Origin of the sequence: Sinorhizobium kostiense, assembly GCF_017874595.1 — a bacterium.
In the GTDB taxonomy this organism is placed as follows: Bacteria; Pseudomonadota; Alphaproteobacteria; order Rhizobiales; family Rhizobiaceae; genus Sinorhizobium; species Sinorhizobium kostiense.
This window is the reverse complement of sequence record NZ_JAGILA010000002.1, coordinates 803,561-817,243: the sequence shown is the minus strand read 5'-3', so window position 1 is coordinate 817,243 and position 13,683 is coordinate 803,561. Positions and strand designations below refer to the sequence as shown.

Below are 13,683 nucleotides of genomic sequence, written 5' to 3'. Positions count from 1 at the left end.
ATGACCTCGTCGAAGCGTTCTCCGCTCACCTGGGTGGTCCATCTCTCGGTCCTGTTCCTGGTGCTCCTCTGGACCATGCCGACCGCAGGCCTCCTGATCTCGTCGCTGCGCGACAAGGACCAGCTCGCCGTATCCGGCTGGTGGACGGCTCTCGCCACATCGTCGCGCAATGATGTCGCGCGCGCACCGTCGCCTGAGAGCCAGGTCGAACGGGACGGCAAATTCGTCATTGCCGGCAATCTGCTGCAGGGCCAGGGCGGCGAGATCTCCGCCTTCGGCTTTTCCAGCCGCGAACCCGCCAAGTTCCAAGCGGGAGAGACGGCGGAACTCAACGATGGAGAAAGCCTCACGGTCCAGGCCGACGGCAGTTACGAGATCGTCTCCGACACCCGCATGGAGGGTTCGCGAGGCCAGCGGATCTTCTTTACCGCTGCGACGCCGCCACGTTTCACGCTCGAAAACTACGGCGAAGTGCTGAGCGCCGCAGGCATCGGCAGATCCTTCATCAATTCGCTGACCGTTGCCGTTCCCTCCACCGTCATTCCAATCCTGATCGCGGCCTTCGCGGCCTATGCGCTCGCCTGGATGCGTTTTCCGGGGCGCGCGATCCTCATCGCCGTCGTCGTCGGCCTACTGGTCGTGCCGCTGCAGATGTCGCTCATTCCGCTCCTCAGGCTTTATAACGACGTCGGCGCCTTCCTCGGGGTCTCGGCCAAGACCTATATGGGCATCTGGCTCGCCCATACCGGTTTCGGCCTGCCGCTCGCGATTTATCTCCTGCGCAACTATATGGCCGGCCTGCCGCGCGAGATCATGGAATCGGCGCGGGTCGATGGCGCCAGCGATTTCGACATCTTCGTCAAGATCATCCTGCCGCTGTCGTTCCCGGCGCTCGCCTCCTTTGCCATTTTCCAGTTCCTCTGGACCTGGAACGATCTTCTCGTCGCCATCGTCTTCCTAGGCACCGGTAATGACCAGCTCGTCCTGACGGGGCGTCTCGTCAACCTTCTGGGGTCGCGTGGCGGCAATTGGGAAATTCTCACCGCATCCGCCTTCATCACCATCGTCGTGCCGTTGATCGTGTTCTTTGCCCTTCAGCGCTACCTCGTTCGCGGGCTGCTGGCAGGCTCCGTCAAGGGCGGCTGATTCAAACAAGACAAGGACCCAGAGACGCATGCACCTGACCGGAACGACCAATTCCATTCTGCAGCCTGACAAGGACTGGTGGCGTGGCGCGGTGATCTACCAGATCTATCCGCGCTCCTTCCAGGACACGAACGGGGACGGTATCGGCGACCTCAACGGCATCACCGACCGCCTCGCGCATGTGGCGGCACTCGGTGCCGATGCCATCTGGATCTCGCCTTTCTTCACCTCGCCGATGCGGGACTTCGGTTACGACGTCTCAAACTACACGAATGTCGATCCGATCTTCGGCACACTCGAGGACTTCGATGCGTTAATCGCCGAAGCGCACCGCCTCGGCATCCGCGTGATGATCGACCTCGTGCTGTCGCACACTTCCGACGTGCACCCGTGGTTCATGGAGAGCCGCTCGAGCCGCAGCAATGCCAAGGCGGACTGGTATGTCTGGGCAGATTCCAAGCCGGACGGCACGCCGCCAAGCAACTGGCTGTCGATCTTCGGCGGCTCCGCCTGGGCCTGGGATCCGACCCGGCAGCAATATTATCTGCACAACTTCCTGTCCTCGCAGCCGGACCTCAACCTGCACAATCCCGAAGTCCAGGAGGCGCTACTTGCGGTCGAACGCTTCTGGCTGGAGCGCGGCGTCGACGGTTTCCGCCTTGATACCATCAACTTCTATTTCCACGATCTGGAGTTGCGTGACAATCCCGCGTTGGCGCCGGAGCGGCGCAATGCCTCGACCGCACCGGCGGTCAACCCGTACAACTATCAGGAGCATATCTACGACAAGAACCGGCCGGAGAACCTGGAGTTCTTGAAGCGCTTCCGTGCGGTGATGGACGAGTTTCCAGCGATCGCCGCCGTCGGCGAGGTCGGCGACAGCCAGCGCGGGCTCGAGATTGCCGGAGAATACACGTCCGGCGGCGACAAGGTGCACATGTGCTACGCCTTCGAGTTCCTGGCGCCGGATCCCTTGACGCCGGAGCGGATCGCCGAAGTGCTCGGCGAGTTTCAGCGGGTGGCGCCTGAGGGTTGGGCCTGCTGGGCCTTCTCCAACCATGACGTCGTGCGCCATGTCAGCCGTTGGGGCAGCAGCGTCAGCGATCATGTCGCCCATGCCAAGCTGCTTTCGAGCCTGCTCATGTCGCTGCGCGGCACCGTCTGCATCTATCAGGGAGAGGAACTGGCGCTGGCGGAGGCGGAACTCGCCTATGAGGATCTGCAGGACCCCTATGGCATTCAGTTCTGGCCTGACTACAAGGGCCGCGATGGTTGCCGCACGCCGATGGTGTGGGAGAGCCGCATCGACGGCGGCTTCAGCGACGGGAGACCCTGGCTGCCCATTCCGGCAAACCACCTGTCGCATGCGGTTGCCATGCAGGAAGGCGAACCGGCGTCCGTGCTCGAGCATTACCGCCGATTCTTGAATTTCAGGAAGGCCTATCCGGCTTTCGCCAAGGGCGACATAGAATTCATCGAGACGCGAGAGCCGCTGCTCGGCTTCCTCAGGACCCACGGCAATGAGACGCTGTTCTGCCTGTTCAACATGAGCGGGGAGACCGCGACCGGGTCCATGCCGGACGGGACACTGGAGCCGCTCGAAGGCCACGGATTCGTTTCTGATATAAACGACAATGAGATCAATCTACCGGCATGGGGCGCGTTCTTCGCGCGTCTGGCTTAGGAAAACGGGGGGAGGATGCCATGACGGGCCTGCTGCTAAAAGATATCCGCAAGTCCTACGGGGCGGTCGATGTCATTCACGGCATCAATCTCGACATCAAAGAGGGCGAGTTCGTCGTTTTCGTCGGCCCGTCCGGCTGCGGAAAGTCGACGCTGCTCAGAATGATCGCCGGCCTGGAGGAGATTACCGGCGGTGACATGTACATCGACGGCGAGCGGGTCAACGATGTGCCGCCGTCGAAGCGAGGCATCGCCATGGTGTTCCAGTCCTACGCGCTCTACCCGCACATGACGGTCTACGATAATATGGCTTTCGGCATGCGGATCGCGAAGGAATCGAAGGAGGAGATCGACCGTCGCGTCCGCGCAGCCGCGGAAATTCTCCAGCTCACCAAGTATCTCGATCGTCTGCCGAAGGCGCTCTCCGGCGGACAGCGCCAGCGCGTGGCGATCGGCCGGGCGATCTGCCGCAACCCGAAGGTCTTCCTGTTCGACGAGCCGCTGTCCAACCTCGACGCAGCACTGCGTGTCGCCACTCGCATCGAGATCGCCAAGCTCCACGAGCGCATGGCGGACACGACGATGATCTACGTCACCCACGACCAGGTGGAGGCGATGACGCTCGCGGACCGCATCGTCGTCCTGTCTCTCGGCCATATCGAGCAGGTGGGCGCTCCGCTCGAACTATACGAGCGGCCCGCCAACCTTTTCGTCGCCCGGTTCATCGGTTCGCCGGCTATGAACGTCATCCCCGCGACGATCACGGCGACCGGCTCCCGGACGGCGGTGACGCTCACAGGCGGCAAGTCAGTTTCTCTCGATATTGCGACAGGCGCATCCGAAAACGGCAAGACGGCGAGCTTTGGCGTGCGTCCGGAAGATCTCCAAGTGACCGAGGGCGAGGACTTCCTGTTCGAGGGTACGATCGCGATCGTCGAGGCGCTCGGTGAAGTGACGCTGCTCTACATCGAAGGGCTCGTCGAAAACGAACCGATCATCGCCAAGCTGCCGGGCATCCTCAAAGTCGGCCGCGGCGACAAGGTGCGCTTCACCGCCGACAAGGCCAAGCTGCATCTTTTCGACGCCAAGGGACACAGCTATAGGCCTTAGATTGCGCACGGCAGCGCCGCAGGTTCGCTCCCGGACCAGCCAGCTTGGCCCGAGGGACTTGGGAGCGTAGCTTGTTCCGTCTCCCCGCGGGGAGACGGTGTGGGCAGGCATGTGATGGTGATTTTCAGATGGATGTTTGGCCTGCTTTTCCACAGGCCCGCCGCTAAGCCAAACCCTCCGTTAAATTTTCATGGGTTAGCCTGAGCCGAAATGAAACACGAAAGGTAGTTTCGATGAGCGGCAGTGCCCCTATGATGCACCGGCACTTTCTAAATAAGGAAGAATCCTTCATGTATGATCGGGAAACGAATTTCCCGATGGAAGATACGCGCAACGAGGCGCGGATCGAATATACCGAGAAGGGGATGCAGCATCTCTCGTCGAGGCGTTGCGAGATCATTAAGCTGTCGAAGAGCAGCGCGGTCATCGGCATTCTGACGCAATTTCAACTGCCGCAGAACTTCTATCTCGACGTTCCGAGCGCCCGCATCCCGCTGATCGGCTGCTTGTTGAAGCGCGTTCACGCCAACAACCTCATCGAGGCGCGCTTCCTGCGGCTTTTGAGCGACCGCGACCTCAACCGGATCTTCGTCTACAGCACCCATCCGAACCACCGCAATCGCACACTCGACATCTATAGCTAGGGGGCACTCAAATGCGCCGCCCCGTCGGTTGTTGCCGCATTGGTGCGACCTCAAGTGATTCCACCTGACGTCAAAAGGTGTTAGCGGGAGCAGGTTGCGCGGGATCCTCTCTCGACTGAAGCCGGCGCCTTGCTTTCAGATCCGATTGCGCGAGGTGCCCGGCTCAGTGAAAGAGCACACTTGCGCCGTGGTCGGCTGTTCCGGCGATCCGACGGAAGGGTGCGAAGAGTTCACGGCCCATGCCGTACTCATTGTCTGAAAGATCGGCATGCGCCGGTACGCGCGTTTTCAGCGCGATGTCTTCGATCAGCACTTCGATGGTTCCTTTGACCGCGTCGATACGGATGATGTCGCCTTCCTGAATACGGGCGATGGGTCCGCCGTCCTTGGCTTCCGGGGTGACGTGGATCGCCGCCGGAACCTTTCCCGAGGCGCCGGACATGCGGCCATCGGTAACGATCGCCACCTTCTGGCCGCGGTCCTGTAGGATGCCGAGCACGGTGGTGAGCTTGTGCAGTTCCGGCATGCCGTTGGCCTTCGGGCCCTGGAAGCGCACGACGGCCACGAAATCACCCTCAAGCTTGCCCGCCTTGAAGGCGGCGTTGAGCTCCGCCTGGTCGTTGAAGATCTTGGCCGGCGCCTCGATGATGTGGCGCTCCGGCTTGACCGCCGAGGTCTTGATGACCGCCTTGCCAAGATTGCCCGTCAGCATCTTGAGCCCGCCGGTGTGCTGGAACGGCCGGTCGATGGTCGTGAGCACCTTGGGGTCGGCGCTTTCATCAGGCGCCGGCTCGCGCTTGACCGTACCGTTTTCGCCAAGCTTCACGTCGATCGCATAGGCATCGAGTCCATGACCATAGACGGTCTTCACATCGTCGTGCAGCAATCCGTGCTTCAGGAGCTGAGCGATCAGGAAGCCCATTCCGCCGGCGGCATGGAAGTGGTTCACATCCGCCAGTCCGTTCGGATAGACGCGGGCAAGCAGCGGCACGACGTCGGAGAGCTCGGAGATGTCCTGCCAGGTCAGCATGATGCCGGCGGCCCGCGCCATGGCGACGAGATGCAGCGTATGGTTGGTCGAGCCGCCGGTCGCGTGCAGGCCTACGACGCCGTTGACGATCGAGCGCTCGTCGATCATCTCGCCGGCAGGCGTAAATTCATTGCCGAGAGCGGTGATCGCCAGCGCCCGCTTCGCCGCTTCCCTGGTCAGCGCGTCGCGCAGTGGCGTACCGGGATTGATGAAGGAGGCGCCGGGCAGATGGAAGCCCATGATTTCCATCAACATCTGATTGGAATTGGCGGTGCCGTAGAAGGTGCAGGTGCCAGGTCCATGATAGGATTTGGACTCGGCTTCAAGCAATTCGTCGCGGCCGACCTTGCCCTCGGCGAAAAGCTGCCGGATGCGCGCCTTCTCGTCGTTCGGCAGGCCCGTCGTCATCGGCCCGGCCGGGATGAAGACCGCCGGCAGATGGCCAAAGGTAAGCGCCGCAATTGCCAGGCCAGGCACGATCTTATCGCAGACGCCGAGATAGACGGCGGCATCGAACATGTTGTGCGACAGGCCGACGCCCGCCGCCATCGCGATAATGTCACGTGAGAAGAGCGACAGCTCCATGCCAGGCTGGCCCTGAGTCACGCCATCGCACATCGCCGGAACGCCTCCGGCGACCTGTGCCACGCCTCCAGCCTCTCGCGCCGCTTCGCGGATCAGCGCCGGATAGGTCTCGAACGGCTGATGCGCCGAAAGCATGTCGTTATAGGAGGTGATGATCCCGAGATTGGGGACTCGGTCGCCGGCGAGTGCCACCTTCTCGCCGGGGGAACAGGCGGCAAATCCATGTGCCAGGTTGCCGCAGCCGAGCACCGTGCGGTGGGGTCCACTCGTGGCTGCGCTGCGGATGCGCTCGAGATAGGGTTCACGGCAGGGCTTCGAACGCTCGACAATACGGGCGGTAATGGCGGAAATGCGGGAATCGGCGGACATGGCACATCCTGTTCCGGAGTCCTCGGACTCCTCTTCTTCCTCTGGCGTCACAACGGCGACGACCCTACCGGGTAGGTGCCGCTGTACCACTTTGAATTAACACGCAATTTACCTCGATTCGACATCGAATGAATCGCCTATGCCGAACCGAACCGAGCGGAGGCTCGAGGCCGACGCCCGGTATTGTTGCTCACGGCGCCCAGTAGACCTGCAGCGGCGAGGCCGCGCGTCGGAGTATCGCACGGATCGGCATCTCCGCCTCGTCGCCTGGCAATTCCGCCTGCGCAAGCACCTCCTTCTTGCCGTTGCCTTCGATATGCAGGACCAGAAATCCCGCGTCGTGGAGGCTTGAGAAGGTGAAAGTGAGGCGGGTTTCGCCGGCGCCGTCGGCCTCCATGGTGATCACGCCGCGCGGCGTCGCGGGATCGAGTGCTTCCTTGAGCCGCGTGCCGCCTGGGAAGAACGAGGCCGTGTGACCGTCCGTTCCCATGCCGAGCACCACCACATCGAAGGGGGCGAGCCCTGTCGTTGCTGCGCTCGCCAGTGCCGACGCATCGTCTGCCGTTGCCGCCTCATGGTAGAGCGGTACGAAGTTCGCTGCCGTCGCCCTGTTCGTGAGGAGGTTGGCGGCGACGAGGGCGTGATTGGAGCGGTCGCTTTCCGGCGGCACAAAGCGCTCGTCAACGAGCGTGACCGTCACCTTCGCCCAGTCGAGTTCGCGCTGCGAGAGCGCCCGGAAGAAGACCTTGGGTGTCGAGCCGCCCGATACCGCAATGCTCGCGGCGCCGTGTGTTTCGATGGCTGCGGCAAGTCTGCTGCTGACCGCATCCGCGAGCCCTTCTGCAAGGGCGTTACCGTCGTCGAATATGTGCTGAGTTGCGCTCATCGACCGGGCCTTAGATCGTATCGTTCCAGGTGCGGCCATCGCGCTCGATCAGCGCAATTGCCTGGCTTGGTCCCCAGGTGCCGGCGGTGTAGCCCTGTACCTGTTGTCCCGTCGTCTCCCAGGCCTTCAGGATCGGATCGATCCAACGCCAAGCGGCTTCCACTTCGTCACGGCGCACGAACAGCGTCTGATTGTTGCGGATGACGTCGAGCAGCAGCCGCTCATAGGCGTCGGCATTGCGCACGTCGAAAGCCTCGGCGAAGCTCATGTCGAGCGGTACGTTCCTGAGCCGCATGCCGCCGGGGCCGGGATCCTTGATCATTAGCGACTGTTTGACGCCTTCGTTCGGCTGCAGGCGGATCATCAGTTGGTTGGCGGAGATGCGGCCGGCGCTCTGGTCGAAGATCGAGTGCGGGATCTGCTTGAAGGTGATGACGATCTCCGACATGCGGCCCGCCATGCGCTTGCCGGTGCGGATGTAGAAGGGCACGCCGGCCCAGCGCCAGTTACTGATCTCGGCCTTGATCGCTACGAAGGTTTCCGTGTTTGAGGTGCCACCATCGAGCTCCTCGAGATAGCCTTTGACCGGACCGCCGGCCGATGCGCCCGCACGGTACTGGCCGCGGACCGTCACCTGCTCGGCATTGGCGGCAGTAATCGGCTTCAGGGCACGCAGGACTTTGAGTTTTTCGTCGCGCACCGCTTCCGCGTCCATCGAAGTAGGCGCTTCCATGGCGACGAAACAGACGAGCTGGAGAATGTGGTTCTGAACCATGTCGCGCAATGCGCCCGCCTTGTCATAGTATCCTGCGCGGTTCTCGAGGCCGACCGATTCCGAAACGGTGATCTGCACGTGGTCTATGTGGGCCGAGTTCCACAAGGGTTCGTAGAGCGCATTGGCGAAGCGCAGTGCCATCAGGTTCTGCACCGTCTCCTTGCCGAGATAGTGGTCGATGCGGAAGATCTGCTCTTCCCGAAACACCTTGCCGATCGTGTCGTTGAGTTCGTTGGCCGAGGCGAGATCACGGCCGATCGGCTTTTCGACGACGATGCGGGTGTTCTTGGTGATCAACTTGTGATCGCGGATCCTTTCCGAAATGTCGCCGAAGATGGCCGGGCCGACGGCGAGATAAAAGGCGCGGATGCGGTCCTTGCCTTCTTCCAGAATCTTCTTGAGATCGTCCCAGCCCTGCTCCGACTTGGCGTCGATCGAGACGTAGAAGAGCCGGGCGGTGAATTTGGCCACCTCCTCTTCGTTGAACTCGCCGGGCTTCAGATGTTCCTTGAGTGCTTGGGTTGCGAAATTTCGGTAGTCGTCATGGGTCAATGCCGCGCGAGAAGCGCCGATTATGCGGGTCGGCTCCGTGAACTGGCCCTCCATCTGCCGATGGTAGAGCGCCGGCAGCAGCTTGCGCTCGGCAAGATCGCCGGTGCCCCCGAACACGACGTAATCAAACGGTTCGACGGGAATGATCTGGCTGCTCATGGGATGTCTCGATCTCGTTGAGGTCAGGGCAGGTATAATCTAATCGATTTAAAAGCGCTAGGGTGCCCCGCAACAAAATTGCCGCACCGCACTTTCCCGCCGCAAGCAGGATGCACGGTCCGAAGAGTATCACACTTCTTCCATGGCAATTTTAAAGTCGGTCGCGAAGGGCGTACCAGCTCAGCGCAAGGTAGAGGAGGGCTGAGCGGAAGCGTGCTCCTCCCGGAAACGCCGGTATTTTCAGGTCCTTGAGTAGGTCGAGCTCGGTCTGCTTGCCAAGCGCGAGATCGCCATAGAGCTTGCCGCAATAGTTGGAGAGCATGACCCCGTGGCCCGAATAACCCCCGATGGTGATGACGCCCGGCATGACCTCTCGGCAGAAGGGCTGGCGCGGCATGGTGATGCCGACCGCCCCGCCCCAGGCATGGATTATTTCGACATCGGCAAGTGCCGGGTAGATTTCGCGGATCTGGCGGCGAATGTGGCTGGAAATGTCGCGTGGATTGTCGGCCGTATAGGCCTCGCGGCCGCCGAAGAGCAGCCTGCCATCCCTCGACCTGCGGAAATAGCGCACGACAAAGCGCGAATCGTCGACCGATTCGCCACCAGGAAGAACCTCGGGATGTTCGGTCAAAACAGCGGTAGCGCCGATGAAGGAACGGATCGGCATGACGTGGCTGGCCGTTACCGGCTCAAGGTTGCCGATATAGGCATTGCAGGCGATCAGCGCCCGGTCCGCTGCGATTTCCCCGCGATCAGTCTCGACGATGACCGCCCCGTTCCGTTTCTCGATTTTCAGCGCCTTCGTTCGCTCGTGGAGATTGGCGCCGGCCATGGCAGCCGCTTTCGCCAGACCGACCAGCAGTTTCATCGGGTGGATGTGGCCGGTCCCGGTGTCGCGGATGCCAAAGCGATAGTGGCTCGATCCAAGCCGGCTTGCGGTTTCCTCTCGGTTCATGAAGGAAAGATGGGGGTAACCGAAGCGCTCGGCCATCGCCTCGACATGGCGGCGGTAATGCCGTTCGAAGCTGGCCTTGTGGCCGACCGAGAGCTGGCCAGGCATGAACTCGATATCGATCTCGTGCTCATGCGCAAACTCGAGCAAGTAGCGTTTGGCGTTCTCCGCCATGTCGAACATGGCTTGCGCCCGTTCGTGGCCGAGCAGATCTTCGAGATCTTCCGCCCAGGCGCGCTGGCCCGTGCCAAGCTGCCCGCCATTGCGGCCGGACGCGCCGTCGCCGAAGCGGCAGGCGTCGATCAGCGTCACGTCGGCGCCGCTTTTCGAAAGCGTGTATGCAGCTTGCAGCCCCGTATAGCCGCCGCCGATGATGGCGACGTCGGCCTTGCGCGAGCCCGGCATCGCCGGATAGGCCGGCCGCTCGGGCACGGTTGCCTCATACCAGGAGATTCCGGGCGATATCGGGCTTTGCCAGGTCATGAGGAGAACTTCCGGTCAGACGTTCAGCAGTAGGAATTCGCGCTCCCAGGGGCTGATCACCTGCATGAAGGTCTCGAACTCGCCGCGCTTCACGCCGGCGTAGATGTCGATGAATTCGGCAGTGAAGACGTCGGCGAGCGACGTCGCCGATTCGAGGAGCGACACCGCCTCGAGGAGACCGCGCGGCAGATCGATCTCGCCTTCATTCGCCGTGTCTTCGGAAGGGGGCGTCGGCTGCAGGTCCTCGACGATGCCGAGATAGCCGCAGCCGAGAGAGGCGGCGAGCGCCAGATACGGGTTCGCATCGGAACTCGGCAGCCGGTTTTCGATCCGCCGCGCGACCGGGTCCGAGACGGGGATTCGGAAGGCCGTCGTCCGGTTGTCGTAGCCCCAGGCTGTATTGACCGGCGCCGACATATCGGGCGTCAAACGCCGGTAGGAATTCACATAGGGCGCCATCATTGCCAATGTCTTAGGTACGTAATGCTGCATGCCGCCGATGAAGGAGAAGAACTCCTTGGACGGCGAGCCGTCCGGATTGGAAAAGATGTTGCGGCCCGAGGCTATCTCGATGACCGACTGGTGAATATGCATCGCCGAACCCGGTTGGCCCTGCATCGGCTTCGCCATGAAGGTGGCATAGATGCCGTGCTTCAGCGCCGCTTCGCGAATCGTGCGCTTGAACAGGAAGACCTGGTCGGCAAGCTCGATCGGATCGCCATGCCTGAGGTTGATCTCGAGCTGTGCCGGTCCCTCCTCGTGAATAAGCGTGTCGATCTCCAGCCCTTGTTTTTCCGAAAAATGGTAGATGTCGTCGATGAGCTCGTCGAACTCGTTGATACCGGCGATCGAATAGCCCTGGCCTCCGACGATCGAGCGGCCGGAACGCCCCTTCGGCGGGCGCAACGGATAGTCCGGGTCGTCGTTCTGCGCGACGAGGTAGAACTCGATTTCCGGCGCGACGACCGGCTTCCAGCCCTTCTGACGATAGAGGTCGACGACACGCTTCAGAACGTTGCGAGGCGTGTAGCTGATTTGTTCGCCCTGGGAGCCGACGATATCGCAGATCACCTGCGCCGTCGGATCGGTTTCCCACGGAACTATGGAAAGGGTCGAAAGATCCGGCACCAGTTTGATGTCACTGTCGCGCGAGTCATAGCGAAACTGCGCGGTCTCATCGGGGTACTCGCCCGAGATCGTGTGACGGTAGATCGCCGAAGGCAGTGCCAGCGAGGTGTTGGACGTGAACTTCGAGGTCGGCATCATCTTGCCACGAGGCACCCCCGCAAGGTCGGGAGTGATGCATTCGATGTCTTCGATGCCGCGTATCTTGAGCCAGTCGACCGCTTCCTTCCAGGTTTTCACCCCTCGCGGGGAATGCAACGCTAGAGGTATGTTGGAGCTTTTGCTGACCTTTGCTGTCTCTTGGGCAATACTTCTCTTGGAAGTCATAAATCACCGGATTTGGCCTCGGATAGCGCATCATAGCCGCAGTTTGACGATTGGCTAGCGCCGGATGAGAAAATTGCGTTTTGCACCCATGTCACCGTGCAACTTGCCGCAGGAGCGTCCTTCACGATTGACTTTCGCCGCGCATCTCGAAAAGGAAGGGAAATTCCAGGGGGCAATGCGTGGCCGAAAAACAGGATGTGGTGATCATCGGGGCGGGTGCCGCCGGCATGATGTGCGCGATCGAGGCGGCAAAGCGCGGCCGCCGCGTACTCGTGCTCGACCACGCCAAGGCACCCGGTGAAAAGATCCGCATATCCGGTGGCGGCCGATGCAATTTCACCAATATTGACGCGGGCCCGAAGAATTTCCTGTCCGAAAACCCGCACTTCTGCAAGTCGGCGCTCTCTCGCTATGGACCGCAGGATTTCCTGGCTCTGGTCGAGCGGCACGGCATTGCCTGGCATGAGAAGGCGTTGGGGCAGCTCTTCTGCAACCATTCGGCCAAGGACATCGTGCAGATGCTGCTTTCCGAGATGAAGCAGGCGGGCGCGATTTTGAGACTCGAGACGGCAATCTCGGCAGTCGAAAAGTTATCATCGGGCTTTCGCGTGACGACAAGCGGAGGGACGATCGAGACGGCCTCTCTGGTGGTTGCAAGCGGGGGCAAGTCCATCCCGAAGATGGGCGCGACGGGGCTTGCATACCGCCTCGCGGAGCAGTTCGGGCTGCCGGTCGTCGAGACGCGGCCAGCGCTGGTGCCTCTGACGCTCGATCCGGCTCAGCTTGAAAGGCTCGGGGCGCTCGCCGGCGTCGCCGCCGATGCCGAAGTCCGGCTCGGCAAGGCGGCTTTCCGCGAGGCGGTGCTCGTCACCCACCGGGGCTTGAGCGGCCCGGCGATCCTGCAGATATCCTCCTATTGGCGCGAAGGCGCGGAAATCGTCCTTAGGCTCATGCCGGATGTCGACATTGCTGCGGCCCTCAAGGCCATGCGCCGCACGAACGGGCGTCAAGCGCCGCAGACGGTGCTCGCCGATATGCTGCCGCGCAGGCTGGCGCATTTCTTCGCCGAGGAGGCACGGGTTACCGGGCGCATGCTTGCCGATCTTTCGGACAGGGCGATCGATGCGCTGGCCGCGTCCGTCCAGGCCTGGAGGCTGAAGCCCGCGGGCTCGGAGGGCTACCGGACTGCCGAAGTGACTCTCGGCGGCGTCGACACGCGTAAGCTCGACTCCAGAACCATGCAGGCGCGGCAGGTCCCCGGCCTTTATTTCGTCGGCGAATGCGTGGACGTCACCGGTTGGCTTGGCGGCTATAATTTCCAATGGGCCTGGGCGTCAGGTTTCGTCGCCGGTCAAGCGGTGTAACGGGCCGGCAAGATTGGTGATTTGCATCTTCAGCCATTCTTAAGGGAAATGGCTGAACCTCGGATAGCGCGGCACGTCTTCTCAGACGGGTCGCTGGCAGGCTGGGCCTGCCGCCATGCAAGTCAAGGACTGGATGCCATGAACATGCAACGCCGCCGGCCCCGCGCCATTACGATCGCCCGTGTCGAGGAACGCCGCTCGCAGGCGGAACTCATCGCCTTTGCCGCTGTTCTCGCACTTTTCACGATCGCAGCCGTCGCCGTCTTCCGCGCCTTCTGAGTCGGATGGTCGGTCGCATGGGCCAGTCCGACGAGTCGTCGGCGTTCATCCGTCGCCTTCGTGGACTGCTTATAAGAATTTTAATCGTTCCGCCTGAAGATGGCCGGGATGTGAGTCCGCAAGGCCCTCGCTGCGATAGTGGCGCGGGTCCCGCAATGATTGCAGGTGGACTGGCGGCGCGCGCCGCATGACTTTCCGAAAATCAGCCTGT

General features: G+C 61.9%; 11 protein-coding genes. 6 read left to right on the top strand and 5 right to left on the bottom strand.

The genetic code is table 11. From position 1 onward, the window contains the following. The 4 genes from J2Z31_RS10310 to J2Z31_RS10295 all read left to right on the top strand — a co-directional run bounded on the left by J2Z31_RS10310 (position 1) and on the right by J2Z31_RS10295 (position 4,583). Complete coding sequence (locus J2Z31_RS10310; protein ID WP_209601795.1) at positions 1 to 1,146, top strand: carbohydrate ABC transporter permease; 1,146 nt, start codon at positions 1 to 3, stop codon at positions 1,144 to 1,146. 28 nt (positions 1,147 to 1,174) lie between these two features. Next, positions 1,175 to 2,830 carry a beta-galactosidase BglA gene (bglA, locus tag J2Z31_RS10305; RefSeq protein WP_209601794.1) on the top strand — a complete coding sequence of 552 codons (1,656 nt, stop codon included), beginning with the start codon at positions 1,175 to 1,177 and terminating at the stop codon, positions 2,828 to 2,830. A gap of 20 nt (positions 2,831 to 2,850) precedes the next feature. After that, positions 2,851 to 3,939, top strand: coding sequence for an ABC transporter ATP-binding protein (locus tag J2Z31_RS10300; RefSeq protein WP_209601793.1), 1,089 nt, complete (start codon positions 2,851 to 2,853; stop codon positions 3,937 to 3,939). Between the two features lie 233 nt (positions 3,940 to 4,172). Beyond that, positions 4,173 to 4,583, top strand: a complete 411-nt coding sequence (locus J2Z31_RS10295) for a hypothetical protein (RefSeq protein WP_209601792.1) — start codon at positions 4,173 to 4,175, stop codon at positions 4,581 to 4,583. A gap of 163 nt (positions 4,584 to 4,746) precedes the next feature. On the opposite strand, the gene edd is transcribed toward J2Z31_RS10295, so the two are convergent. The 5 genes from edd to J2Z31_RS10270 all read right to left on the bottom strand — a co-directional run bounded on the left by edd (position 4,747) and on the right by J2Z31_RS10270 (position 11,829). Next, positions 4,747 to 6,567 (bottom strand): phosphogluconate dehydratase, encoded by a 1,821-nt coding sequence (gene edd, locus J2Z31_RS10290; protein WP_209601791.1) that lies wholly within the window; start codon positions 6,565 to 6,567, stop codon positions 4,747 to 4,749. A gap of 190 nt (positions 6,568 to 6,757) precedes the next feature. Then, complete coding sequence (pgl, locus tag J2Z31_RS10285) at positions 6,758 to 7,453, bottom strand: 6-phosphogluconolactonase (protein ID WP_209601790.1); 696 nt, start codon at positions 7,451 to 7,453, stop codon at positions 6,758 to 6,760. Positions 7,454 to 7,463: 10 nt separating this feature from the next. Beyond that, positions 7,464 to 8,939, bottom strand: a complete 1,476-nt coding sequence (zwf, locus tag J2Z31_RS10280; RefSeq protein ID WP_209601789.1) for a glucose-6-phosphate dehydrogenase — start codon at positions 8,937 to 8,939, stop codon at positions 7,464 to 7,466. Between the two features lie 151 nt (positions 8,940 to 9,090). Next, positions 9,091 to 10,377 (bottom strand): NAD(P)/FAD-dependent oxidoreductase, encoded by a 1,287-nt coding sequence (locus tag J2Z31_RS10275; RefSeq protein ID WP_209601788.1) that lies wholly within the window; start codon positions 10,375 to 10,377, stop codon positions 9,091 to 9,093. Positions 10,378 to 10,392: 15 nt separating this feature from the next. Further along, complete coding sequence (locus J2Z31_RS10270) at positions 10,393 to 11,829, bottom strand: glutamine synthetase family protein (protein ID WP_209601787.1); 1,437 nt, start codon at positions 11,827 to 11,829, stop codon at positions 10,393 to 10,395. A 179-nt stretch (positions 11,830 to 12,008) separates the two neighbouring features. Here J2Z31_RS10270 and J2Z31_RS10265 point away from each other — a divergent pair, with 179 nt between their 5' ends. Both J2Z31_RS10265 and J2Z31_RS10260 read left to right on the top strand, forming a co-directional pair. Continuing rightward, positions 12,009 to 13,193, top strand: coding sequence for a BaiN/RdsA family NAD(P)/FAD-dependent oxidoreductase (locus J2Z31_RS10265; protein WP_209601786.1), 1,185 nt, complete (start codon positions 12,009 to 12,011; stop codon positions 13,191 to 13,193). A gap of 138 nt (positions 13,194 to 13,331) precedes the next feature. Next, complete coding sequence (locus J2Z31_RS10260) at positions 13,332 to 13,472, top strand: hypothetical protein (RefSeq protein ID WP_209601785.1); 141 nt, start codon at positions 13,332 to 13,334, stop codon at positions 13,470 to 13,472. Positions 13,473 to 13,683 lie beyond the last annotated feature (211 nt).